This window comes from Glutamicibacter sp. 363 (genome assembly GCF_052379505.1).
Lineage (GTDB): Bacteria > Actinomycetota > Actinomycetes > Actinomycetales > Micrococcaceae > Glutamicibacter.
In genome coordinates, this window is the sequence record NZ_JBQSYR010000009.1 from 45,066 (window position 1) to 68,113 (window position 23,048).

21 protein-coding genes and 1 tRNA gene are annotated in these 23,048 nt (G+C 60.6%); 8 read left to right on the top strand and 14 right to left on the bottom strand.

The genetic code is table 11. The features are described 5' to 3' along the window. Positions 1-22 precede the first annotated feature (22 nt). The 3 genes from ACT3UA_RS07015 to ACT3UA_RS07025 form a co-directional block, all read right to left on the bottom strand. The gene (locus tag ACT3UA_RS07015) at positions 23-1,174 is read right to left on the bottom strand and encodes a carbohydrate ABC transporter permease (protein ID WP_096285994.1); all 1,152 of its coding nucleotides are present in this window, start codon (positions 1,172-1,174) and stop codon (positions 23-25) included. 68 nt (positions 1,175-1,242) lie between these two features. Then, on the bottom strand, positions 1,243-2,574 hold the full coding sequence (locus ACT3UA_RS07020; protein WP_096285396.1) for an ABC transporter substrate-binding protein: 1,332 nt from the start codon (positions 2,572-2,574) through the stop codon (positions 1,243-1,245). A 376-nt stretch (positions 2,575-2,950) separates the two neighbouring features. Further along, on the bottom strand, positions 2,951-4,879 hold the full coding sequence (locus tag ACT3UA_RS07025) for an ExeM/NucH family extracellular endonuclease (RefSeq protein ID WP_096285398.1): 1,929 nt from the start codon (positions 4,877-4,879) through the stop codon (positions 2,951-2,953). A 219-nt stretch (positions 4,880-5,098) separates the two neighbouring features. On the opposite strand from ACT3UA_RS07025, the gene ACT3UA_RS07030 reads away from it, so the two are divergent. Genes ACT3UA_RS07030 through ACT3UA_RS07040 form a run of 3 tightly spaced genes read left to right on the top strand, consistent with a single transcriptional unit; the run spans position 5,099 to position 8,985 of the window. Continuing rightward, entirely contained in the window at positions 5,099-6,043 is a 945-nt protein-coding gene (locus ACT3UA_RS07030; RefSeq protein WP_141393515.1) for an ABC transporter ATP-binding protein, read from the top strand. Positions 6,044-6,046: 3 nt separating this feature from the next. Then, positions 6,047-8,377 (top strand): YhgE/Pip domain-containing protein, encoded by a 2,331-nt coding sequence (locus ACT3UA_RS07035; RefSeq protein ID WP_096285402.1) that lies wholly within the window; start codon positions 6,047-6,049, stop codon positions 8,375-8,377. Beyond that, complete coding sequence (locus ACT3UA_RS07040; protein WP_096285403.1) at positions 8,374-8,985, top strand: TetR/AcrR family transcriptional regulator; 612 nt, start codon at positions 8,374-8,376, stop codon at positions 8,983-8,985. Before ACT3UA_RS07035 ends, ACT3UA_RS07040 begins: the two co-directional genes overlap by 4 nt. 19 nt (positions 8,986-9,004) lie before the next feature. Here ACT3UA_RS07040 and ACT3UA_RS07045 read toward each other — a convergent pair whose 3' ends face one another. The 4 genes from ACT3UA_RS07045 to ACT3UA_RS07060 all read right to left on the bottom strand — a co-directional run bounded on the left by ACT3UA_RS07045 (position 9,005) and on the right by ACT3UA_RS07060 (position 13,449). After that, a complete protein-coding gene (locus ACT3UA_RS07045) occupies positions 9,005-10,666 on the bottom strand; it encodes an ABC transporter ATP-binding protein/permease (RefSeq protein ID WP_096285404.1) in 1,662 nt (553 codons plus the stop codon). Between the two features lie 8 nt (positions 10,667-10,674). Next, a complete protein-coding gene (locus ACT3UA_RS07050) occupies positions 10,675-11,829 on the bottom strand; it encodes a DUF1611 domain-containing protein (protein ID WP_255248403.1) in 1,155 nt (384 codons plus the stop codon). 214 nt (positions 11,830-12,043) lie between these two features. Continuing rightward, entirely contained in the window at positions 12,044-12,571 is a 528-nt protein-coding gene (locus ACT3UA_RS07055; protein WP_096285406.1) for a SixA phosphatase family protein, read from the bottom strand. Positions 12,572-12,657: 86 nt separating this feature from the next. Further along, a complete protein-coding gene (locus ACT3UA_RS07060) occupies positions 12,658-13,449 on the bottom strand; it encodes a winged helix-turn-helix domain-containing protein (protein WP_096285407.1) in 792 nt (263 codons plus the stop codon). Between the two features lie 613 nt (positions 13,450-14,062). Between ACT3UA_RS07060 and ACT3UA_RS07065 the strand changes: the two genes are divergently transcribed. After that, the gene (locus ACT3UA_RS07065; RefSeq protein ID WP_096285408.1) at positions 14,063-14,803 is read left to right on the top strand and encodes a response regulator transcription factor; all 741 of its coding nucleotides are present in this window, start codon (positions 14,063-14,065) and stop codon (positions 14,801-14,803) included. After that, on the top strand, positions 14,800-16,281 hold the full coding sequence (locus ACT3UA_RS07070) for a sensor histidine kinase (RefSeq protein WP_096285409.1): 1,482 nt from the start codon (positions 14,800-14,802) through the stop codon (positions 16,279-16,281). Before ACT3UA_RS07065 ends, ACT3UA_RS07070 begins: the two co-directional genes overlap by 4 nt. 11 nt (positions 16,282-16,292) lie before the next feature. Here ACT3UA_RS07070 and upp read toward each other — a convergent pair whose 3' ends face one another. Further along, positions 16,293-16,940: a uracil phosphoribosyltransferase gene (upp, locus tag ACT3UA_RS07075; protein WP_096285410.1), complete on the bottom strand. Its 648-nt coding sequence runs from the start codon at positions 16,938-16,940 to the stop codon at positions 16,293-16,295. A 200-nt stretch (positions 16,941-17,140) separates the two neighbouring features. Here upp and tadA point away from each other — a divergent pair, with 200 nt between their 5' ends. Continuing rightward, positions 17,141-17,617 carry a tRNA adenosine(34) deaminase TadA gene (gene tadA / locus ACT3UA_RS07080; protein ID WP_096285411.1) on the top strand — a complete coding sequence of 159 codons (477 nt, stop codon included), beginning with the start codon at positions 17,141-17,143 and terminating at the stop codon, positions 17,615-17,617. 94 nt (positions 17,618-17,711) lie between these two features. Further along, a tRNA-Ser gene (locus ACT3UA_RS07085) sits at positions 17,712-17,802 on the top strand. 175 nt (positions 17,803-17,977) lie between these two features. Here the strand turns inward: ACT3UA_RS07085 and ACT3UA_RS07090 are convergent. Further along, positions 17,978-18,523, bottom strand: coding sequence for a DinB family protein (locus ACT3UA_RS07090; protein WP_217990363.1), 546 nt, complete (start codon positions 18,521-18,523; stop codon positions 17,978-17,980). 104 nt (positions 18,524-18,627) lie between these two features. Here ACT3UA_RS07090 and ACT3UA_RS07095 point away from each other — a divergent pair, with 104 nt between their 5' ends. Further along, entirely contained in the window at positions 18,628-19,584 is a 957-nt protein-coding gene (locus tag ACT3UA_RS07095) for a helix-turn-helix transcriptional regulator (RefSeq protein ID WP_096285420.1), read from the top strand. 237 nt (positions 19,585-19,821) lie between these two features. Here the strand turns inward: ACT3UA_RS07095 and ACT3UA_RS07100 are convergent, their stop codons facing one another. The 5 genes from ACT3UA_RS07100 to ACT3UA_RS07120 form a co-directional block, all read right to left on the bottom strand. Continuing rightward, on the bottom strand, positions 19,822-20,364 hold the full coding sequence (locus ACT3UA_RS07100) for a YaeQ family protein (RefSeq protein WP_096285421.1): 543 nt from the start codon (positions 20,362-20,364) through the stop codon (positions 19,822-19,824). A 27-nt stretch (positions 20,365-20,391) separates the two neighbouring features. Continuing rightward, a complete protein-coding gene (locus ACT3UA_RS07105) occupies positions 20,392-20,730 on the bottom strand; it encodes a YciI family protein (RefSeq protein ID WP_096285422.1) in 339 nt (112 codons plus the stop codon). Between the two features lie 130 nt (positions 20,731-20,860). Continuing rightward, positions 20,861-21,127 (bottom strand): DUF6457 domain-containing protein, encoded by a 267-nt coding sequence (locus ACT3UA_RS07110; RefSeq protein ID WP_096285423.1) that lies wholly within the window; start codon positions 21,125-21,127, stop codon positions 20,861-20,863. A 19-nt stretch (positions 21,128-21,146) separates the two neighbouring features. Next, on the bottom strand, positions 21,147-21,755 hold the full coding sequence (gene mobA, locus ACT3UA_RS07115; protein ID WP_096285424.1) for a molybdenum cofactor guanylyltransferase: 609 nt from the start codon (positions 21,753-21,755) through the stop codon (positions 21,147-21,149). Then, entirely contained in the window at positions 21,752-22,990 is a 1,239-nt protein-coding gene (locus ACT3UA_RS07120) for a molybdopterin molybdotransferase MoeA (protein ID WP_096285425.1), read from the bottom strand. The genes mobA and ACT3UA_RS07120 overlap by 4 nt, the downstream gene beginning before the upstream one ends. Positions 22,991-23,048: the final 58 nt, after the last annotated feature.

The following is a 23,048-nucleotide window of genomic DNA, read 5'->3' on the forward strand; positions in this document are numbered from 1 at the left end:
CACAGCATTGTCCAAGGCGGTGCTAGTCATGGGAATCCCCCTCCTTCGGGCTCAATGCTGCGTCTGTTAAACTTTCGCCCTTCGAGGCGACTTTGGCTTTTGCCAGCTGCACGGCGTTTCGGTGCGCCAGCCGTTGCGCTCGGCGCCGCTTGCGGCTTCCCCCTTCGCTAGCTGAGGCAATGGAACCGGAAAGAACGAAGTTGATCAGGCCGATCACGATAATGATCAAGAACAGCATCCAGGCGACCGCAGATGCGCGACCGAAGTCGCCGCGGTTGAAGGCCAGATCCCAGAGGTAGAGCACCGTGGTTTGGTATTCACGCTCTGGCCCGCCGGGCACCGAGCTGCTGGCGTTGAACAGTTTCGGTTCGGTGAAGATCTGCAGGCCACCGATGGTCGCGGTGATGATCACGAAGATCATCGTGGGGCGAATGCTTGGCAGGGTGATCGAGAAGAACCGGCGCATCGACCCGGCTCCGTCCAGAGCCGCGGACTCGTGCAGTTCGCGCGGTACGGCCTGCATGGCAGCCAGCAGGATCAGCGCGTTATAACCGGTCCACCGCCAATTCACCATGGTGGCAATGGCTAGGTGCGAGGGAAGCACCTCGCTCTTCCATGCCACCGGATCGATGTGGACCACCTGGAGCAGGTTGTTGATGAGTCCATATTTCTCATCGAAGGCCGAGGAGAAGATCAGCGTCACGGCCACCGGGGTCACCACATAGGGAATCAGCACGCTCATCCGCCAGAACGTCTTGGCTCGAATATTCTGGTCCAGCATGGCTGCGATGAAGGTGGCCACCAGCAGCTGGGGAATCGCCGAGAGCAGGAAGATGCTGAACGTGTTGAACAGCGAATTCCAGAACAGTGGTGAGCTAAGTTCCGCGGCGTAGTTCTCCAGTCCGACCCATTCCCCTGCTCCCCCGAGTAGGTCCCAGTCATTGATTGACACCACGAAGGTGTAGATCAATGGGAACAGTCCCACAAGGGCGAAGAGAATGAAGAAAGGTGAGACGTAAAGATATGGGGAGTATTTGAAATCCAACCGTCCCCAGCGGTGACGCCGGCGCGTTTTCTTCCCGGCTGCCGGATCAACCTTGCGGCGCTTTTCGCCTGGGGGCTGTTCCCCCGGCGGCCCCGAGGCACCTGAGGTGCCCGAAGCGTTGTTGGTCATGATGCTCATTTATCGGATTCTCTTTCCGCATAGGCCGGCCGCATTGCCGGCCGGCCTACAGGTGGTGATTACTTGATGTCCAAGTTCGTCAGCGTCGACATGGCCTCATCCCACGCGGCTTGGCCGTCCTTGCCGCTATCCAACGCGATAGTTGCCGGGCCAAAGACCTGCTCCTGGATGACCGAATCATCTGCCCCCTTGAACTGTGCCTTCACGCCCTCGGCCCGGTTTGCCAGGAGCTGGCCGATGGGAGCATCGTTGAAGAACTTAGTCAGCTCGTTGCTTCCGGTGACCTGTTCGGAACCCTGAGCCTCGAGGTTGCTGGGGAATGTCCCGGCAGTTTCAAAGGCGGCTGCCTGCGACTGCGCATCGGTCAGCCAGGTGGCGAGTTTGGCCGCTTCGGCTGGATTCTTCGAGGTGGCGGGAATGGTCAAGAAGGTTCCGCCCCAGTTTGCCGGACCGCCAGGGAAGACATCTGCAAAGTCCCAACCAGAAGATGCATCTCCACCAGCACCTTCAACCTGTCCCTTGACTACTCCTAACATCCAGCCTGGGCAGGGCATAGTGGCGAAAGAGCCGTCCAGGAAAGCCTGGCCTTTACCCCAGTCCCACTGGGTCTGCCCCGACGAGAGCCCTGCTTCGGTGGCCCCTGCCAGCTGCTTCCAGCGTTCGCTCAATTCTGCGTTGCCCTGGATATTCAGCGAACCATCTGACTTGTAATAGCCCTCATCGAGTTGGTTGACCATGGCATTCCAGACGAACCCGGACTGGTCGAACCAGGCTTTGCCGGTTTTTTCCTCATATTTTTTGCCGGCTGCGAAGTAGTCCTCCCAGCTGGCATCCTCACCACCGATGAGTTCCGCGAATTCGGTGCGATCTGCCGGCATATCTGCCTGTTCTAGCAGCTTGGTGTTGTAGCAGAGTCCTTCTGGACCGATATCCGTGCCGTAGCCGATGATCCGCCCTTCGGCGTCGGTGGCCTGTTCGACCTTCCAATCGACCCACTGTGACTTGAGATCTTCTATGCCGTAGTCGCGCAGGTCGGTGAAGGAATCGGAAACGGCCATTACCTGCCCGAGCCAGCCTTCTTCAACGGCCTGGAGGTCGGGCAGGCCCGCACCCGAGGCTTGTTTAGTCTTCCAATCAACCAGGGCGTTTCCACCGGTATCGATATTCGTCGCCTCGATGCTGACGCCAGGATTTTCCTTTTCGTATTTCTCGTACAGGGCTTCCAGGCCCATGGTGCCGAAAGTGGTCACGGTCAGGGTGACCGGATTATCCACCGAGGCAGGCTCGGCATCGGCCGCGTTATCTGCTCCGCCGCATCCGGTGGCCAGCAGGGCAATGGTGCCGAGCAGGGCTGCCGACTGCGCGAGCTTCGATTTGCGCGAGGTTTTCATGGGGTCTCCAGGTGTGAGTGCGGGTTTCGAGAGACTCGTGCACATTCAAAATGAGAGCGCTCTCAAAATAAAACAAGTGTCCAACTCTTGCGAGTTTCCATCCGTGCCATGAAGTATAAAAGCGCTTGAATCGAACCCGTGTGAGCGCTCTCACAAATCATCTTCCATTATTCTGCCCGATTGCGAGGCGATGTCAAGAACGAATTTGCATCCCACCGCCAGAGCCCGTCACCCCGGACGTTCCATGGTGCCATCGGCCCCAGCAAAGACCACAGGTCAAATTAGGATTTGAAGAACATGGCGGCACGCTGTCGCGAAAATAAATCAGTGCAAAGAGAATCCGGCGAGCCAAGTGGGCCCGCCGGATTTTCAAGGCCTACTTCTTGTTCAGCTGCAGCCCCACGAGCACCGGATCATGATCCGAGGAGCGGAACTGGTCAGGCGAGAACAGCTGGGCGACGTTGTTGTTGTAGCGGCTGTACTCAAAGGCGACCGATTCGGTGGCATTGATGTTCCAAATCGTTTCTCCGGTGACCTTGTCGGCAATTTCGGCCGAACCCAGAACATGGTCAAGCGAACCGGTGCGACCGCCGAAGAGGTAGCTTTGAGTGCTCGCTTCGGCACCCAGATTAACGTAGCCGGCATCGGTCATCACCTTGATGGGATCCTCGGCCGAGTAGGAGTTGAAGTCGCCGGCCAGCAGCACCTTGTCGGTGTTGCGCGAATCCTTCAGCCCTTCGGCGAAACGCACTACCGCGTGAGCCTGCTCCACGCGCGCTGCGTTCCATGCTCCGGCGCCGTCGCCCTGGTCGGCATTGGCCGAACCGTCTTTTGGATCGGACCCCTTGGACTTGAAGTGGTTGGCGACCACGAGGAAGCGAGTCTTCGAATTGCCGCCCACGCGCTGGAATGCCTGGGCCAGTGGATCACGCGCGTTGTCGAAGGCCGCATCGTCCAAGACCACCGACTCGTCGATCAGCTTGACCGCGTCGCGCTGATAGATCATTGCGGTTCGAATGACGTCTTCATCGGCTGGCAGTTCTTCGGGGCTTGGCGCGAAGCTCCAACGCTCCTGCCCTGCCGCCTCATTCAAGGCAGCTACCAGGATCTTCAGCGCCGCGTCGCGGTCCTGAGCGAAGCGGGCGGAGTTCTCGATTTCCTCCAGCACGACGACGTCGGCATCAAATTTGTTCAGCGCCGTGACGATCTTGGACTGCTGGCGCTCGAGGCTTTCGGCGCTGGCCGCACCGCGAGCATCGCAGCCGCTTCGTACCGAAATCGGGTTTCCTTCGCGATCGGTATAGTAATTGCACCCATCAAGCTGGTCGCCGGTGGTGGTGAAGTAGTTCAGCACGTTGAAGCTGCCCACGCTCACGTTGCCGCCGACGGCTGCCGGGGCATCCTGCGTGACCTGCTCAAAACTCACCGGGATATCCGGGTCCTCGGCACCGACAATTTGCCCCTGCGGCTGCAGGCGCCACAAATCATAGCGGTAATCCATGATTACCGGGCCGGTGAAGCTCACCTGCCTGCCCACGGTGACATGCTGATCCGCGGAGATATACGGCAGCTCGACGAGCTTGTTCGCCTTCGCCCCCAGGAAATTCAATGTGGCCCCGTCATCCAAGACCAGCTCACGGGCCTGGTTCTCGGCCTCCAGCGCCTGGGCTTCGTCGCTTCCAGGAGCGAAGACGTCGGTGGCCTGGCGCAAGGTGCGCTCGCCCTCGATAATTGAGCTGGTTCCCTCGGCAAGGGTTACTTCACCGTACTGGTTCAGCCGGTAGTTATCGGCCACGGTCCATTGCCCCTGCGGGTCGATCAACATCCCCTCGAAACGCTCGCGCTCGGCATCGGCTGCCGGGATGTCGATGGCCAAAGGCTTGATGGCTTCGGCTGGTTCGACCAGCACCTCGACCGCTTGGTCCGAGGCACTGATTTGGGTCATGCCGTAGTATTCGCTGACCTCGCCGGAGACCTGAACGTGATCACCTACGGCTACCTTGCCCACGCCGCCGGGAGAATATACGAAGATTGCAGAGCTTCCGGCCGGGGAAATTTCGCTTCCCGAGCCTGCAGTTTGCACATAGAAACCGCGAATGCCGCCTTCGGGGTAGGCGCCGGTTACTACTCCTCGGACGTTGACCTGCTGGCCAGCCATGCCGGTAGCATCTTCGGTGCCCTGGATTTCTTCGATGGACGTCAACTCGACTTCGGGCTCGACGGCGGAGGCTGGAGCCATCGTTCCGGTCACCAGCGCGGCACCCAAACAGGTAGCCGCGAACGCTGTTGTAGCGCGCTTCTTCATGGATTGTCCTAATTCGTTGTAAGTACCGCAGCGCGGTAGCGCGCGGTCGACCCGCAAACGATTCAATCAGCCAGTTATGAACTCTTGGTGAATTCATAAACAGCGACCGGTTGTTGGTCCACGAACTATCCAAGTCCATGAGCCACGTCACGTCCAGAGGTGAGCAAAGAAACTAGCACACTAATTGAACTGACCGGTCAGTTCAATTAGTGTGGAAGTGTGTTAATTGCTAATTCAATGAGCTTCCAAGGGCGCCACAGCCAACTTGTCGATGCCACCTCGCTGACAGCCAACCGCGGTTCGCTGCTGCTCGTCGTCGCAGACTCGCAGAGCGCGCGCACCGCCACCGCGTTGATGCTCTCCGGCCGCATGAAGCCCAGCGCAGGTGAGTTGAGTTGGGATGGCGCTTCGCGACTCAAGGAAATACGCTCACACAGCGCGCTACTCGACGCACCCCAGATCAATGAACCAGAGGCCCATCTGAAGGTTCGCGATGTTGTCAGCGAAGACCTCTCCTTGGTGCCTGCACCCCTTTGGCGCCGCGCCCGGAGCAAGAAATGGTTGGCTCGGCATGGTTTCGAAGACATCGCCAGCAGCTGGATCGACGCGGTCGATGCGCTGACTCGCATCAACTTGCTCACGCGCTTGGCATTAGAGAACCATGACGTTGATGCCCTGGTCTTCGACTCCCCCGACCGCCATGGCATCGAAGAAACCAGCTGGTTGGAAACCCTCGAGCGGTTTACCCGAACTCGCCGGAACCTCGCGGTTATTGCCGTGGTCTCACGCATTCCAGATTGCTGGGATGGGCCGGTGGCCGTCATCGGGCAAACCCAAGACATGCCAGAAAACGCTTCGTTTACCGACGAAGTTCCACAGCTGGATTCAGCACTACCGGTGCACGATTCCGCTACCGGGTCTGAGGCTGAAGACGCGGAAACTAGCCGGGCGCCGCTCGCGCAGCACCCTGAACCCAACACCGAGATGGCGGAGCTGCCGGCGGCAGACCCGGCGGAAAATACTTCGAACGAATCCTCTTCCGACGAAGCTCCGGCCGAGCAAGGCCAAGCCCCGGAGGGGGAAACCGTGGCCGCCGAAGCGCGAGTAGCTCTGCCTTCCCAGGAAGCCGAGCTTCCACTTGAACCACCCACGACTAAGGACTAACTCATGACGACTCTGGGCCTAGCTCTCTCCGAGCTCAAGCGCATGACCCGTGGAACCTTGCCAAAGCTGGCACTGATCGCGGTCACCTGCGTACCGCTGCTCTACGGAGCCCTCTACCTCTATGGCAATTGGGATCCGCAGTCGAATCTGGATGGCGTCAAAACAGCTCTGGTGAACCTCGATGAAGGCGCCGAACGCGAGGGTGAAGCCACAAATGTCGGCGACGAAGTTGTTGATTCCCTGCTCGAAGACTCCACCTTCGGCTGGGAGGTAGTCGACTCGCAAGAAGCCGCCTTGGACGGAGTTGCGCACGGTGACTACGCATTCGCGATGACCATTCCGAAAGACTTTTCCGCCTCGTTGACTTCCCCGGCGGAGCTGAAAAGCGCGAATGCGGCAAATCTGGAGCTAACTACCAATGACGCCAATAATTTCATGGCTGGCAATTTCGCAAAGACCCTGGCCAATGAAGTGCGTGATTCGGTCTCCAAAGAAGTCGGCACCGAAACCGCCGAAGGGATGATTGCCGGCTTTGTCGACATCCACGATTCGATGGACGAGGCGGCCGATGGCGCGAAGAAACTCTACGACGGCACGATTTCTCTTTCGGATGGGGTCCTCACCCTCCAAGACGGCACCACGCAGCTCGTGACCGGCGGCGCCGAACTTGAAGCTGGCGCACAAACCCTGCATGACGGCACCGGCCAGCTATCCGGCGGCCTCAAGAAACTCGTTGACGGGCAAGGCAAGCTCGTAGCTGGCACAGATGACTTGGCCAGTGGCAGCGCCGAGCTCAATTCCGGGGCGAAAACGCTCAGCAGCGGGCTAGACACCCTGGAGTCAAAGACGGCCCCCCTGCCCAGCTCGGTTTCCAAGCTCAACGACGGAGCCCAACAGGCCGCTGCCTCGGCAGATCAACTAGCCGCCGGATCGCGTCAGGTAGCCAATGGAAACGCCGAGCTCAGCGCCACGGCCGACGAGGCAATTGCGGTCATCCGGGATCTGCAGGCGGATGCCGAATTCCGGCTGGACCAGGTGCAGCAAAACACCAACGCGTTCCTTGCACGGCAGGTCGAATCCGGAACGCTCACCCAGGAACAGGCTGAGCAAATCAACGCACAGCTGCAATCCACCGTGGAAAACTCCACGCTCACCGAGCAGTTGAACTCCAAGGTCAAAGACGTCAACGTGAAACTCACCTCGGCGCAAAACGACCTGGATAAACTCGCCGAAGGCTCCGAACAGGTTGCCGACGGCAATAAGCAGCTGGCCACCGGACTGCACACCCTGGCCCAAGGCACCGACAAGCTCAACGATGCCGTTCCCGCCCTTGCCGATGGCATCTCATCCGCCGCGAACGGCGGCAGCAAACTCGCCGACGGAGCCGCAAAGCTCGCTTCGGGAAGCTCCACCCTTGCAGAAGGCCAGAAATCCGCACTGGCAGGTACCAAAGACGCGGCCCAAGGCAGCAATAAACTCGATGCCGGAGCCAAGGACCTGGCAGCCGGAACCACCACCTTGCACGATTCACTGGTCACGCTGGACCAAGGAGTCGGCGAACTCGGCGATGGCGCAAGCGAATTGCAAGACGGCTCGGGCGATCTTTCCGAAGGCCTGGACAGCGGTGTGGGCCAGGTGCCGAACCCCGACTCGCCAACTTCCGCACAGCTAGCCGACGTGATCGGTGACCCGCTGCGGGTGAACTCCCATGCGCAATCCGAGGCCAGTGCCTATGGTGCGGGACTCGCACCGTTCTTCATGACCCTCGCTACCTGGATCGGCACCTTCATCCTCACCCAGGTGATGCGCCCGGTCAACAACCGTGCGTTGGCTTCCAACGGCAGCAGCTGGAAGATCGCGTTGGGCGCGTGGCTTCCCTTTGCTTTCATTTCACTCATCCAGTGCACCGCGCTGTACGCGGTGGTGGTGTTCGCCGTCGGGCTGGAACCCGCACACCCATGGTTGACCTTGGGCTTGTTCCTACTCGCCGCACTATGCTTCAGCGCATTGATCCAGGGAATCTGCGCCTTGCTGGGTGCCGCAGGTAAGTTTGTGGTGCTATTGCTGATGGTCCTGCAGCTGGTGACCGCTGGCGGCACCTTCCCTTGGGAAACGTTGCCGGCACCATTGCAGATATTGCACCAGGTTCTGCCGATGAGCAATGTCGTGGTGGCATTGCGACATGTGATGTATGGTGCAGACTTGGGAATGCTCGTCGCCACCATCCTCCCAGTCATCGGTTACACGCTGCTGGGTCTGCTGCTGAGCTTCCTGGCGGTGCGCAAGCACAAGACCTGGACTTTGAAGACGCTACAACCGGAGCTGACGGTATGACTACACCACCAAGCGCGCGGCCCCGTGTGCGGGCCACCGCCTCCAAGAAGCGTCTGTTCGCGGCCTCGATGCAGCTGCTCGGCGCCCGCGGCCCCAACGCCGTATCGGTGGACGAGATCGCGCAAATGGCAGGTGTCTCCAAGGGAACCGTGTATTACAACTTTGGTTCCAAGGACGAGATGATCGGCCAGGTTCTGGAATTCGGTGCCGATATGCTGGTCGCCGAGCTGGATCAGGCCGCGGCGAATCCCAAGCCCCGCGAGGCTTTGCGGGCAATGGCCACTATCGCCGTTGAATTCGTCGAGAAATACCCGTCATTCGCGCAAATCTGGATCAGCGAGCAGCTGCGGCCCGAAAGCGACTGGGGCGACCAAATTACCCCGGTGTATTCACGGGTCACCTCGACCCTCGTTGAAGTCTTGGATCGCCTGGTCATCTTGGCTCCCGAGGAAAAGCAGCCAGCGGCGACGGCGATCTTCGGCGCGGCCTTGTTCTCCGCACGTATGCGCACCGTTTCTGACAACGTAGCCGACCGCGAAACCACCCTCAACGCGGTGCTGTACAGCGTTGACGGTTTGCTTGCCACCCACCAGCATGTGGCGTCCTAGGCGAGCATCCTCGGCTTGGCTATTCCGCGTCTTCCAGCGGGGCCGGGTTCTCGGCATGGGCTCCGACGCGCAGCGGTGCCTGCCACGTGCCGGTTGCTTCGAGCCCCGGAATTTCTCCTTGGAAAATCACCACTCCGGGATATTCGTTGAGTTTTCGAATCACCGCTTCGCGGGCGGCGCTCGGCAGGCGGTTGAGCACCGGGTCGAGGATCAATACCGGCGGCTGTCTCAGCAGGGCGCGTGCCATGATCAGGCAGGCGCGCTGTGCGGAGTCCAGAGGTTCTCCCCCACGACGCAACATGGTGCGCTCCGCGGCGGGGAGCGGGCCGAGCTCTAGCCCGCAGTCGGCGGCCACGCGCAGCGCGCGTTTCACCGAAGACCCCGGATGCCGGTAGGTCAGCGCACGGATGATGGTGCCCCGTTCGGGAACCATGGAACTCAACGCTGCGCCTATCAGCTTACGTCGTTCGGTAGCCGGAAGGTCCTCGCTGCGCCCCTCGGCGATCCACAACCCACCGAGCGAATCGCCGTGAGCGGAGATCCTGCCGGTGGCCAAAGATTCGAGCAGCGCTCCGGATTCTGCCCCGGGCCCCACCACCTGGATCCGTTGCCCTGCGTGCGCTCGAAGCACCGGCCAGTTCTCCAAGCCCGGTGCCGTGGGACGGATCCGCACGGTGATTTCTTTGCGGTTCAGGTCCTTCAACTCTCGGGTGGAGATCATTTTCTGCTCCGCGATGCTCCAGGATTTCACTGCGTGCAGCAGCGGAGCAATAATCCGTCGGCCGGCTCGATAGTTTTGCCGGTACTCAACAATTCGCCCCCATTCGCCCATGGTCCCGGCACAGATCCCCATCAACGTCAAGGCGCTGGCCAAGGTCCCCGCGCCAAGGCCCGCCCAGGAACCGGCAGCCACCACCAGCGCGGTGCCCAACAACGGCACCGTCAGCGATCCGGCCCGCAAGGCGCCGGCATACTTTGCGCGATCCACGGCGGCCTGAACGACTTTCTGCGAGCTTCGGTCGACTCGTTCGACCTCGCGGCGCACGCCTCCGGCCGCGGCGATGGTGGTGGCCGCGGTGACCGTGTCGGCGATCCGTGCCGCAAGATTCCCCCGGTGCCTGCGCAGCACGCGCGCGGTGCGCAAGGCACCTCGGGCCAAGAACGCGAGCAACCCAACTTCCAGCAGGACCGGAACTACCAGCGCCGCAGCCAGCAATGGGTGCAGAGCTCCCAACCCGAGCGCGGCGAAAACGATCAGCGGGATGCCCGCGAGCAAGGGCACGATTCCTTGGGTGACCCAATTGCGGATGGAAGACAGGTCATTGCTTGATCGCGCCACGGTGATCCCCACCGAGGGTCCCCGGCGAGCTTTGAGGGCATGCGATATCAATGATCCGCGCAGCTGAGCCACATAGTGCTGGCCAAGCCTTTCGGCCAGCACCCGTTCGATAAACTTCGCACAGAAAAACGCCAGGGACAGGACGATAACCCAGGTCAGCGCTCCGAGGCCGAAGGCCGTTGCCAACTGGCCTACCTGCCAAGCGATGGCGATGGACAGCGCCCCCACGCCCAGCGCCAGCGCCAGCAGGGCAGCCAGCAGCCCGCGTCGCCCCGGCGCCAGCAACGCCGGGAGCGAAGGTTCCTTGATAGTGGGTGGATCTACAGGCTGCGAGCCGGTCATCGGGCCTCCTAGCGTGTCGGCAGCAGTGCGCTGGCCACCTGTGGGTCGCACAGGTCATAAGTGTCGATGATTTCGGTGTCCATGTGGGATCGCGCTTCCGAGGCCGCCAGCGGGGATGCGGTGAGCACCCCGGAAACCGCGGCGAGGTCGAGTCCTGCGTCCAGGAGAATTTTTTCTCCCGCCTTTGCCCCGAGCGCATCCTGGGCGCTGAACAGCACACGGTCGACGTGTTCCTTGAATACCGGGTCCCGGAGCAGTCGCGAGGTCTCGCCCTGGAACAAGCCGTCGGCGATCTCGATGATGACCGCGTCGGCGCCGGAGGCGCTCTGCTCATTGATCATCGAGACCAGCAGCGCGCGAACGGTTTCATAGTCCAACCGGTAGGTGGTGGGGTAACCGAAATCGGTGAAGTCGCAGACGCTGAAGGCACCGGCGTCGGTGAACAGGTTCGGGTCGTTCCCCGCACCGGTTCCGGTCGCCTTACCTGCGGCGACCCGCAGTCCCGCGTTGCTCAACCCATTGACCAGGCAACCGAGGGTGGTGGATTTTCCGGAGTTCATCGAGGTTCCGAGCACCGCGATCACCGGTGGACGCTGGCCTGCGATGCGGGAGGTGACATTAACCGAAGGGTTCTGGACGCTTAGCGGGGCGAAGTCGCTGAGCGTGACGACCATGCCGCCGCGCATCAGCAGACCGACCGGTTCAATTTCGGTGGCCTTGTCAATCGAGGCGTGCTGTTGCTCCACGCGCGAGGCCAGCCCGCCACCGGCGACCAGCTCGCATGGCCCAAGATCGGTTGGTACGTGGGAAAGGAACTGGTCCGGTGCGTAGCGGTGGCCGTAGGCCACCATGATTTCCTGGCCGACAAAGAGCTTTTGGCGGCGCGCGTGCGGCGACTGCAGGCCCTTGTGCTTGCCCAGCTCGGAAACCTTGGCGATCACCACATCACCGGAGCGCGGAGCCATGCCCGAGCTGGAGACAATCTGGAAGTCCTGTGGATTGCGGGAGAGTTCGGCTGCGACAAAGCGCGTGGTGTAGGCCGCCTTGATGGTGCTGGCGCGGAGGGCGTCGATCGCAATCCGGGCTTCTTTGATGGTGCAGGTTTCGGTGCTTTCGTTCGGGATGATCTCTGCAATGATGCCCATGGCTTCGGCCTTTCTCACTTCGGTTCCCGCAGAAGCGGAAAACCGTCATCTTCAGTCGGCCGTTTGGCTCGATGAATATCAGTCAAGCGAGCGAAGATGAACCGAAGATGAATCAATCCTGAGGCCTTGGGAAGAAAATGATGAGGGCGTTCTCATGCACGCCTCATAAAGCCAACACAGCTCGTATTACGAGACTGACAAGGGTCTTTAAAAATTCCTCATGAGAATCTTCTCATTCAGGCCGCGGGACGATGAAATGCGTGACCCGCGCATCGCGCGCATCCAAAAGTGAGTAGGAATGATCTGTTTCTAGCACCGTAGTGCCCAACGTCGGATAGTTCATCGCCAGTTCGTAGACTGCTTCCTCATCGGATTGCGCCGAGGCCAGACGCAGTGCGAGGTCCTGGAGCGTCGGCTGGTGCCCGATGACCAGCAAGGTGGAGACGGTATCAGGGACCTCGTTGATGATTGAGCATAAGGCGGTGGCCCCTGCGCCGTAAACGCGCGAGTCGACGTACGGGGTTGGACCTTTTTCGCCGAGCTCCGAGAGCACCCAGGCGCAGGTTGCCCTAGCGCGCAACGCGTCGGAGCAGATGATGTAATCCGGTATCAGGTCATTCTCTACCAGCCAGGCACCGGCGGCCGGCGCTTCGCGGTTGCCGCGAGCGGCCAGCGGGCGGTCATGATCACTCACTCCCAGCGGGTAGTCAGACTTTCCATGGCGCATGAGAATCAGCCGACGGCGCTGCATAGTATTCATAGTCCAAGCTTAGACGCGCGGGACCTAAAAAACTGAGGCGAACAAACCTGAGTGGTTTGCTCGCCTCAGCGAAAAAAGCGTTCTGCTTAGATGGAGTATTCCGGAGCGGCCCAGACGACTACCTCTGGGTGCTCGTAGAAGCGGTAGCCCTGTCCACGCACGGTGCGCACGGTGTTCGCCAAGCGACCCAGCTTCGAGCGCAAGCGACGGATGTGCACGTCGATGGTTCGCTCATTCGGGATCTCCTCGGCATTGCGCCACAGGTTTTCCAGCAATTCTTCACGGCCCACGGTGCGGGTGCCGTTCTCCACCAAGAAATTCAGCAGTTCGAATTCCTTGAAGGTCAGGTTCAGCGTTTCACCATCGAGGTAAACCTCTCGGCGGGACAGATCGATCAGCACGCCGGATGGGCGTGGCGCGCTTGGACGAGCTTCGGCACGCGGGCGACGTGACAGGGTGGGATCCCCCAGCGCCTGACGAACGACGTCAATTGGCTCGCCTTGCGCGCTGGTTGGCGCCAGCGCTACTGCAGCATGGGTCTGCGCCTGCGGCGACAAGGTCGCCAGGAATGCGCGAACCTGGGTTGCCAACTTTCCCAACGAGGTTCCCTGAGCCTGGGCGGCAGCTTCATCCAGTCCGACATACAGCACGAAACCACGAGCGCTGGTGTCCGCGCTAGGCGTGCCAGAGGACTGTACTGGTGTGGCGATAGCTTGAGTCATCGGTTCACGCGTTTCATGAACGTTGTTGACCGCACGCAGCGGGCGATAGCCGGCCGGAGCATAGCTTCCGCTACCAGCAGCGGCGCGCTGTGCTGCCGCCGCGCGATTCTGAGCGTTGCGAATTGAAACGTGTACGTATCCGGATCCAGCCGACATGATGACTTCCTTTTCGTGCGAAGGCCAAGTGATTTGGCGTTAATGCTTCGGGTTTTGCTTGCGCCGCCCGCGACCTTCTTTCACGAACAGCAGTTGGGTTTCCCGTCGGTGTCTCTGGACTCGGCCGCTTGTTACTTCAGCCGATCGATCCAATTTCACCGACGCCGAGCATTCGACAACAGCACGCAAGCGTACCCTCAGGGCCTCTACCCTGATTGCTGTTGTTGATCTGCGCCGTACTCACACACCAAGTATTCCCCGTAACATTCGAAACTTGCAAGTAACAAAGGTCACCACTGTTCAGTATGTGAGACAGATGTGTCCAAAAGTGACGGAGAGCACCTTGGGCAAATCTCAGGTATCTAAGCGCTTAACTAATCGGAATGACCAATATCGAGGCCAAAAATATGCAGAATGACCATGCCATTCACGGTCATGAATATTCATTCAGGCTCATGGGTGGTCCATAGGTCAAACATTCGTGCATTGCGGCATTTGACCAAATTAACCGCTACCCGAACGGAATATTCCCGCATAAACTCGACATACAGTCATAGCTGTTGCACAGCTGAAACATAAAGTAGCCCAATGACAATAGGAGAAGCTGGTTAACATGAGCGATTCACGTTTTTCTCCCGCACAATTACCCCGGCTGACCCATCCAGATGGCACACCCATCAAGGTCCTGGTCGTCGATGATGAACCGTCATTGGCGGAACTGGTGGCCATGGGTACTCGCATGCTTGGCTGGGAAGCAACGATGGCCCACGATGGTCCGGAAGCCGTAGCCACCGCGCGCTCACTCTCCCCGGATGTTTTGGTTCTGGACTGGATGCTCCCCGGCTTCGACGGCCCCGAGGTACTGCGCAAGGTACGCAGTTACCTGCCAGAAGTCCCCGTACTATTTCTCACCGCGAAGGATGCGGTCGAGGACCGGATCGAAGGGTTGGGTGCCGGCGCCGATGATTACGTGGCGAAACCGTTCAGCCTCGAAGAAGTACTCATTCGCCTACACCGTCTGGTTGAACGCTCCGGTGCCTCGACCGCGGACTCCGCAGAACTTGTAGTTGGCGATCTGGTGCTGAATCTGGATTCACACGATGTCTCCCGCGCCGGACGCTCGATCTCGCTGACCGCAACAGAGTTTGATCTGCTCAGCTACTTGATGAATAACGCCCGGCGAGTGGTCTCCAAGTCGCAAATCCTCGACAACGTCTGGCATTACGACTTCGACGGTCAAGCAAATATTGTCGAGCTCTACATCTCTTACCTGCGCAAAAAGATCGATGTCGACGCCGAATCAATGATCCACACGGTGCGTGGTGTGGGCTACGTCCTCAAGCCCGCTGCATGAGTTCATTTCCCACCGGCCTCCGGCCAAGTTCGCCACACGCGCTGCAGCGCAAACTGCTAATGATCCTGCTGGGCTCGCTGACCGCAGTCTGCGTCTTGCTCGGGCTGCTCTACAACGCCGGCATGCGCCAAACGCTGATGGACCAGCTGGACGAACAGCTCAAGGCCTCGGTGGAACGAGCCAGTAGCTACTCGGTAGGGCTAGCCCGCCCGGATCAGCGCCTCTATGCGCCCGGACAGGCCGCGGGCACTCTGACCGCGCGCTTCGTGGATCGCTATGTTTTCTCCGGAGACGTGCTTGACCAGCATGGCGAACGAGTCATGCTCTCCCAGGATGACGCCATCCATCTGGTGACCATCGACATCAACGCGGAACCTGTACGACGCACGTTGTCCGTGGGCGACTATCTGCTCTCGGCGGTTCCAGATCCTGGCTCCGGAGGCGTGCTGATCGTTGGCTTGCCGCTGGATTCCACGGATCAAACACTGCTCGAAATGGCGTGGCTGACGCTGTTCATCGCGATCAGCTTGGTGATCGGCACCGGTTTGGTGGGAACCTGGCTCATTAGCCGGTCATTCGCCCCGCTCAAACGCGTCGCGGCGGTGGCCTCCTCGGTAGCTGCCGAAGAACTTGAATCGGGAAAGGTCGAGCTGACCCAGCGAGTCGCTTCCGAAGATGCCGTTCCCGGCACCGAAGTTGGCAACGTGGGACGCGCCTTGAACGCCATGCTCGACAACGTATCTACCGCGCTGACGGCACGTGAAAAATCTCAGGACCAGATGCGTCAATTCGTGGCGGATGCTTCGCATGAGTTGCGCACTCCGCTATCGGCGATTCGCGGCTACACCGAATTGCTGTCGGCAACCGAGCATTTCTCCCCCGACGGCAGGCGTTCGGTGGATCGAGTACTGCAGCAAAGCAACCGCATGGGTTCGCTGGTGGAAAATTTGTTGCTCTTGGCCCGGCTGGACGAGGAGACTTCGTTCACCATGAAGCGCCTGGATTTATGCGCATTAACTTCAGATATCACCGAGGATTTCAAGGCCACCGCGGATGACCATCTCTGGGAATTTGTCTGCCAGGCACCGGGGACAACGGTCAACGCCGATTCGCCCTCCCTGCGCCGAGTGATTACCAATTTGCTGGCCAACGCGCGTAAGCACACCTCGGCTAGCAACTCCGTAACCGTCAGCGTGGGGCAAGATCTCGAAAGCGGCGAGGCGGTGCTGCAGGTGCATGACACCGGCGAAGGGATCTCCGAAGAGTTCCTGCCGAAGGTCTTCGAAAGATTCACCCGCGCCGACAAGGCCCGCTCCGGAATGGACGGCACCACCGGCCTCGGGCTGCCTATTGCCAAGAGCATTGTCGAGGCCCACCGGGGCACCATTTCGGTGACCTCAGAGCCTGGTCATACGCTCTTCGAGGTGCGGCTGCCGCTGGCGGGCGAAATGCCCGCCAGCGACGAAACCGCAGGCTAAGCGAGGGCCGTCTAGACGATCGGTGGGGTGACGCCGTACAGACGGTCCCCGGCATCTCCGAGTCCGGGGATGATGTAGGACTTCTCGTCCAGTCGTTCGTCCATCGCGGCAAGCACGATGTGGACGCGCTCGTCGGCACCGTGGATTTCCTTCAGGCGTTCCACGCCCTCCGGAGCCGCGATCAGGCAGATGCAGGTGACCGATTCGGCGCCGCGCTCGAAGATGAACTTGATCGCTTCGGCCAGGGTGCCGCCGGTGGCCAGCATCGGATCCAGCACGAAAACCTGACGGCCGGACAGATCGTTTGGCACGCGGTCGGCGTAGGTGATGATGTCCAGGGTTTCTTCGTTGCGGGCCATGCCCAGGAAGCCGACCTCGGCGGTGGGCACCAAGCGGGTCATGCCTTCAAGCATGCCCAGACCCGCGCGAAGAATCGGCACCACCAAAGGGGTTGGCTTGGCGAAGGTGATTCCGGTGGTGGTGGCTACCGGGGTGACTACCTCGACTTCTTCGGTGCGCACCTCGCGGGTTGCTTCGTAGGCCAGCAGGGTGACCAGTTCGTCGGTCAGCTGGCGGAAAATCGGGGACGGAGTATCTTTGTCTCGAAGAACTGAAACCTTATGTGCCACCAATGGGTGGTCGACTACCTGTACGCGCATAAGTAGAAATCTATCAGCCCACCAATGAAGCAAACGAGATAAAAGTGCGAAATCCCGGTGTAATCACTCCATGATGTGCCCAACTAAACAGGAATCAGCGGGATTGCGGTCCCCACGGCAAAGGCATATCGGTGTTTTGCGGAGTGCTAGTCCCCAAGCGCATGCACTGACGAGGCTAAAACACGTAAGGTAAAGGCACTATGGCGCACGTACACGAGACTTGGATGGACCTCGCCCTCGCAGAGGCCCGAGCCGCATTGGACACCGATGATGTTCCAATCGGCGCGGTCGTCATCTCCCCCGAAGGCAAGCTCCTTTCCACCGGACGCAATGAGCGCGAGGCGCACTTTGATCCGACGGCTCACGCCGAAGTGGTGGCCATCCGCAACGCAGTCAAAGCGCTACAGGTTAAGGACAACGCCGACGGATGGCGACTAGAAGACTGCACGCTGGTCGTCACGCTGGAGCCCTGCGCCATGTGCGCCGGAGCCATCGTGCTTTCGCGCATCCCCCGACTGGTCTTCGGCGCTTGGGATGAGAAGGCCGGAGCCTGCGGCTCGGTCTTCGACATCGTCCGCGAACCCCGCTTGAACCACTGGGTCGAGGTATACCCGCGGGTCAAAGAAAACGAGTGCGCAGACCTGCTGCGCGATTTCTTCCGATCCAAACGCGGCTGAGCGAACACCCATATGTGTTTCGAACCACTTACCGGGATTTTCGCCTCGTTCGTTTTGGTGTTCTCGAAAGGTTCGTTATAGAGTTATCAGGTCTGGTGACGTGTCCGAGCGGCCGAAGGTGCAACACTCGAAATGTTGTGTACGGTAACCCCGTACCGTGGGTTCAAATCCCACCGTCACCGCCAGCGAAAACCCCGAGAATCATTGAATTCTCGGGGTTTTTCATTGCCTTAAAATGTCCGTGCTGGCTGAGAAGCTTATTTTGTCGCCACTAACAGTGGCCAGCATTCGGGGTCGCCTGATTATCCCCAGGAGCGCATCCTTCTTTGCCACCAATATCGCGACGCCCGGCTTCGGTGGTTAGCCCATGGTTTTTTGTCCGTCCAAGGATTCGCGGATGATGTCGGCATGCCCGGCATGCTGGGTGGTTTCGGCGATGATGTGCAGCAACGTGCGGCGCACCGTCCAATGGGTATCGACAAACCAGGGTGCCTTGGGCAATTCGTGGACGGTATCCATGTCTAACTCTGCCAGAAAGTCATCGGTGTGGGCTGCGACCCGCGCGTAGTTTTCCAGCAGCTCATCCAAGCACTCTTCGCGCGACATGCGGAATTCATTCTGGAAAGCCTCCACTGCTTCGGGTGGCATCTTGCTGAAGTCTGCCCCGTCCCAGGCCATGGCGGCCCGTCCCTTGACCATGAATTCCTGCCACTGCTTTTCCACTGCGGTCACATGCTTGATTAGTCCGCCGGGGGTCAATTCGCTGTCGGTGGTGCGCTGTGCTGCCTGCGAATCACTGAGTCCACGGACGGTGAAGCGCAGGAAGTGCCGGGCGTTGGCTAACGCCTGGAATAGGTCGGCGCGTTCCCCGGTCAGGGTGGTTTCGGTGGTGGCCATGGTGCTCATTGTTGCCTCCTGGCATCAGCTTCAGCCGGTATTTCCAGCTGATAATTACCAGCGTAGAAGCAATAAGCGCCAGTTTTTGTCCTAAATTAAGGCAGACTAATTGCATGAGTACCAGCACCAGATTCTTGCGTTTGCTCTCCTTGCTGCAAACCCGCCGCTACTGGTCCGGCGACGAGCTGGCCGAACGGCTGGAAGTCAGTTTGCGCACCGTGCGCCGGGACATCGACCGGCTGCGCGATCTGGGCTACCCGGTGCAGGCTGACCGCGGGGTGGGTGGCGGCTACCAGCTGGCCTCCGGCACTGCCCTGCCTCCACTGGTACTCGGCGATGAGGAAGCCGTGGCGCTGGTCATCGGGCTGCAATCTACGGTGCATGGCGGCTCTTCCGCGTTAGCCGAAGCCGCATTGCGCGCGCTGTCCAAGGTCGTTCCGGTGCTGCCGGCCAGGTTGCGGCAGCGGGCCCAGGCATTGACTGCCAGCACCGTCCCGTTGAACTCGCAGCACGCTGTTCCAGAACCGGTGGACCCCCAGGTGCTGGTGGTGTTCGCCCAGGGATGCCGCGACCGCGAACGGGTGGCCTTCGACTACCGCGATGCTAAGGGAACCGCCAGTTCAAGGCGGGTGGAACCGGCTAAACTGGTCAATGTGGGCAACCGCTACTATCTGGTGGCCTATGATCTGGATCGCGCGGATTGGCGCAGCTTTCGCGTGGATCGAGCTGAAAACGCCGCGGCGCGGGCACTGCGCTTTGTCCCGCGGGAGATTCCCGGCGGCGATGCAGCCCAGTTTGTCCGCGAAGGGCTGCGCGGAGCCGGTCAGCAACAGATCAGCGCGCGGGTGCATGCCAGCGCAGAGGAGCTGGCACCGCGCATCGGCCGGTGGTTCGAGATCCAGCCGCTTGATGAGGACAGCGCCATGGTGCGCACCGAGAACGCCAACCTACCTTGGGCTGCCTTCGGCCTTGCGTTGAGCGAGGCGAAGGTCAGCGATGTGCAACCGGAGGAACTGCGCTCACTGCTTGACTCATGGTCGGCAAACCTCGCCCCGGGGCCCGGAGAGTAAAGCTGGGAAAGCAGACTCACAGGTATGCAAGATGAGGAGAGCCGCGAAAGAGCGATCCAGGTCGCACGGCCAGCACCGCTTTCCCGTGAAGCCACGGACTAATACCTTATAAAACGGAGGCAATCGGCCTTTTGGATTGGACCGGAAACTAATAGCAATTCCGGGTGCCTTTGCAGGCAAAATCATCCGTTCAATAATGATATTCACGCTGGAGGCGTGCTTTACCGCCTGCGGCCACTACTCGATGTGATGCTCGTGTATTTGAGTCTCAAAATTGCTGCCGTTGAGTTCGAGATAGATCTGCCCCTCGGTCACCGAGACCGACATGGTGTTGCGCCGGGTGAGGGCCTTGGCTGCCAAATCGATGAAGCCGGGGTCAAAGGAACGGACAACAATCTCATCGGCTTGGTAGATGGTCTTGCCCTTCCACGAGGCCAACAACTTCGCAGGCTCTCGGTGGGTGTAAACGGCGGCACGCTCTGCGCGCTTACTTCCCTGGTGAAGGCGCTGGGCATCCGGGGCGCCTACCTCAATCCAGGCCAGGATGCTTCCGGTGAGGTCCTTGACCAGCACCGCCGGTTCCTCCCCCGTGGATACCCCTCCGGCAGAAAATGCGATGCCTTCCTCCGCTTCGAGGCAGTAGGCGAGAACCCGGGTCACCAGATAGGCGTCGGTCTCCGAGGCTTGCTGTGCCACACGCAGTGAGAGATCTTCGTAAACACCGCGATCCACATCAGCCAGTTGGACTTCAAAAGTTTGTATTGTCGCGCCGATTGCCATAAGACACGAGTCTACAGTGGTGCGGGGCTAGCTCGCCGAGTCATAGGCGAATTCGCGCAGCTCTTGTGCGCAACGACAGGCCACCGCGATCTTTCGAGCCCAGCCCAGCGCTTCTTCACGGGTTGGCACCTCCAGCACGGTAAATCCGCCTTTGAGCTCCGAGCCCGAATAGATTTCGTCACTCACCGAACCATCTGCCGATACCAGTACCGGACCCACGCGTTCCTCGATGCCACCACCGAAGACATAGACACCTGCCGCTTTGGCCTCGGAAATCACGGCACGGGCATCGGCGGCGACACGCGGCAGCTCTTCGTCCGCAATCACCATGGCCCGGCTCGGAAACGAGATCAGATATTTAGTCATCTCCCGATTGTGCGCCCGGAGGCGGCACACGGCAATGCTCAGCCCGCTGAAGCCGGAGATGCCTACCTCGCCATTGGGTGGCTACAACGCGTTGAGCTGAGACACGTGGTGGAACTTCAGCAGCTCGGGCTTACTGTTGCTCGGCCGCCCAACGCGCGGCCCGTGCGTTGAGCTTCTCGGCGAGCGCTGACAGCTCGGTGCCCGGTTCCGCGCGGCCAAGAGCCAAGCCCAAGAGAAAGGTGCTCAATGGGGCAGCTGGCCGCGCGACGTCGTGGGCAACGTGCTTGGCCACGTCGAGCAGCGTGCCTATAGATACCTCGTTGGCGTCCAAGCCGAGTTCCTCGGCCGCGGCCTCCAGCCACGGAATGAGTGCCTCGGGTGGGAGATGCTGTGCCATGATTATTTTCCTTTGCTCGCTAAGTCTTGGTTGGCTTCGTCGATTGAGTTGAATTCTTTTGCCGCAGACGGGCCTCTTCCAACGCTTCGGGGGTATCAATATCCGCCGATTTCTCCCCCGAAATCTTGGCCCTGTTCAGCCGAAGGTTGTTGAAAGCCCGCCTGACCGGTGCATTGACGACGCCGGCGCCCAGCGCCTCGCAGGCTTCGCGCAGCGGCTCGGTGCGGTAGCAACCCGCGAGCCATTGGGTCCGTTCGTTGTCGTCTACCAGCACCACGCCATCCGCCCCAGGAGTCTCCATGGCCGCAGAAAGCGCCTGGCAGACCGCGGCCGGATATTCCAAGTCGCAAGACAGAACCACTACCCAGTCAGCCTTCACCGCGCGAAGCCCCACCGCAACTGCGGCTAACGGTCCGGCGAATTCAGGTTCTTCGCGCAGTACCGCGTCCGCTTGGGTTCCAGCAGTTTCGGGACCCACAACGATCACCTGGCCACTGATGCTTTCCCGGCAAGCGCGCACCACGCGGTCCACCAGCCGCTGCCCGCCAAGGAGCAGTTCGGCCTTATCCAGGCCACCGAGCCGGGACCCACAGCCACCGGCAAGAATCAAAGCGTCGGCGGCCATCATGGAAGCATCCGGATGACTTGCACGCTATCGCCTTCGGCGATGTCCCCGCGTTCGGGTTCGACCAGGGCGTAGCCTTGGGCCGCACCGAAACCACCGACGGAATGCGACACCCGCTTGGTGTGCACCACCGGATAGCAGCGCAAAGACGGCCCATATTCGAACTCAACTGGGAGCACCTGCAGCTTCCCGGTGAAACCGCGCCATCCGGTCCCGGCCGTAGCGGTCAGTCTCGGCCGCTGGGGTATTTCATGGCCCTGCATGGCACGCAGCGCCGGGACTACGAACAGTTCAAAGCCGACGGCCGCGCTGACCGGATTGCCCGGCAGCGCGAAGACAAACGCGCCGGCGGCCAATCGCCCGGTGCATTGCGGCTGTCCGGGGCGGGCATCAAGCCTCACGGCACGAACTTCTGCCTCATCTGCCAGTGCCAACCGCATCACGTCCCGTGTGCCCGGGCCCACCCCGCCGGTGCTCACGATGGCGTCGTAGCTCGAACCCAGTTCGGCCAGCCTTTGGGTCACCTCGGCTACCTCATCGGGGCAATGCTGCACGCTGACCTCGACGATGCCCGCCTCGGCCAAGAGTCCGCCAATGAGCAAGGAGTTTGATTCCGGGATCTGCCCGCGGGTCAGCGTCGCGCCGAGTGGTTGCAGTTCGGCACCCGTGACCAGCACCGCAACTCGCGGCGCCCGCCGAACCAGTACCTTGGCTATTCCGGCCGCGGCCAATGCCGAGAGGCGCACCGCGGTCAGCTGATCTCCGGCGCGGGCCACCAATGCACCTCGGGCCAGGTCTTCTCCCCGGGCGCGGATCTCCTGGCCGGGCTGAACCGGTTTGAATACTCGCACGAGTTCTTCGGCCCAGGTGCTCTCGCCTTGATCGCCAATGGTCGATTCGACGCGCACCACAGCGTCGGAACTCGTGGGGATGGGTGCACCGGTCATGATGCGCACCGCCTGGCCAGGCTCCAGCGGCGCATCCCACGAACTTCCCGCGGCCACTTCGCCCATCACGTTCAAGACGATCGGCTGCTGCTCGCTGGCGTTCGACGTATCGCAGCTGCGCACCGCGTAGCCGTCCATGGCCGAGTTCTCCCACAACGGCAGCGGATGCGCGGCGAACACATCCTCGGCAAGGACCGTACCGCGCGCCTCGGCCAAGCCAACCGTGCTGGTGGCTACCGGGGTGACTCGGTCAAGAATCCATGCCAGGTGTTCTGCAGGGCTTATCCCCATCGCTCCTCATCCTTCATAACCATCAAAAGTTGTTTAGGCCCGGAAACAAGCAATAATC

Coding starts and splice junctions, on each gene's coding strand:
- ACT3UA_RS07015 (WP_096285994.1), bottom strand. CDS start 1,174: ATGACCAACAACGCTTCGGGCACCTCAGGTGCCTCGGGGCCGCCGGGG.
- ACT3UA_RS07020 (WP_096285396.1), bottom strand. CDS start 2,574: ATGAAAACCTCGCGCAAATCGAAGCTCGCGCAGTCGGCAGCCCTGCTC.
- ACT3UA_RS07025 (WP_096285398.1), bottom strand. CDS start 4,879: ATGAAGAAGCGCGCTACAACAGCGTTCGCGGCTACCTGTTTGGGTGCC.
- ACT3UA_RS07035 (WP_096285402.1), top strand. CDS start 6,047: ATGACGACTCTGGGCCTAGCTCTCTCCGAGCTCAAGCGCATGACCCGT.
- ACT3UA_RS07040 (WP_096285403.1), top strand. CDS start 8,374: ATGACTACACCACCAAGCGCGCGGCCCCGTGTGCGGGCCACCGCCTCC.
- ACT3UA_RS07045 (WP_096285404.1), bottom strand. CDS start 10,666: ATGACCGGCTCGCAGCCTGTAGATCCACCCACTATCAAGGAACCTTCG.
- ACT3UA_RS07055 (WP_096285406.1), bottom strand. CDS start 12,571: ATGAATACTATGCAGCGCCGTCGGCTGATTCTCATGCGCCATGGAAAG.
- ACT3UA_RS07060 (WP_096285407.1), bottom strand. CDS start 13,449: ATGTCGGCTGGATCCGGATACGTACACGTTTCAATTCGCAACGCTCAG.
- ACT3UA_RS07065 (WP_096285408.1), top strand. CDS start 14,063: ATGAGCGATTCACGTTTTTCTCCCGCACAATTACCCCGGCTGACCCAT.
- ACT3UA_RS07070 (WP_096285409.1), top strand. CDS start 14,800: ATGAGTTCATTTCCCACCGGCCTCCGGCCAAGTTCGCCACACGCGCTG.
- upp (WP_096285410.1), bottom strand. CDS start 16,940: ATGCGCGTACAGGTAGTCGACCACCCATTGGTGGCACATAAGGTTTCA.
- tadA (WP_096285411.1), top strand. CDS start 17,141: ATGGCGCACGTACACGAGACTTGGATGGACCTCGCCCTCGCAGAGGCC.
- ACT3UA_RS07090 (WP_217990363.1), bottom strand. CDS start 18,523: ATGAGCACCATGGCCACCACCGAAACCACCCTGACCGGGGAACGCGCC.
- ACT3UA_RS07095 (WP_096285420.1), top strand. CDS start 18,628: ATGAGTACCAGCACCAGATTCTTGCGTTTGCTCTCCTTGCTGCAAACC.
- ACT3UA_RS07100 (WP_096285421.1), bottom strand. CDS start 20,364: ATGGCAATCGGCGCGACAATACAAACTTTTGAAGTCCAACTGGCTGAT.
- ACT3UA_RS07105 (WP_096285422.1), bottom strand. CDS start 20,730: ATGACTAAATATCTGATCTCGTTTCCGAGCCGGGCCATGGTGATTGCG.
- ACT3UA_RS07110 (WP_096285423.1), bottom strand. CDS start 21,127: ATGGCACAGCATCTCCCACCCGAGGCACTCATTCCGTGGCTGGAGGCC.
- mobA (WP_096285424.1), bottom strand. CDS start 21,755: ATGATGGCCGCCGACGCTTTGATTCTTGCCGGTGGCTGTGGGTCCCGG.
- ACT3UA_RS07120 (WP_096285425.1), bottom strand. CDS start 22,990: ATGGGGATAAGCCCTGCAGAACACCTGGCATGGATTCTTGACCGAGTC.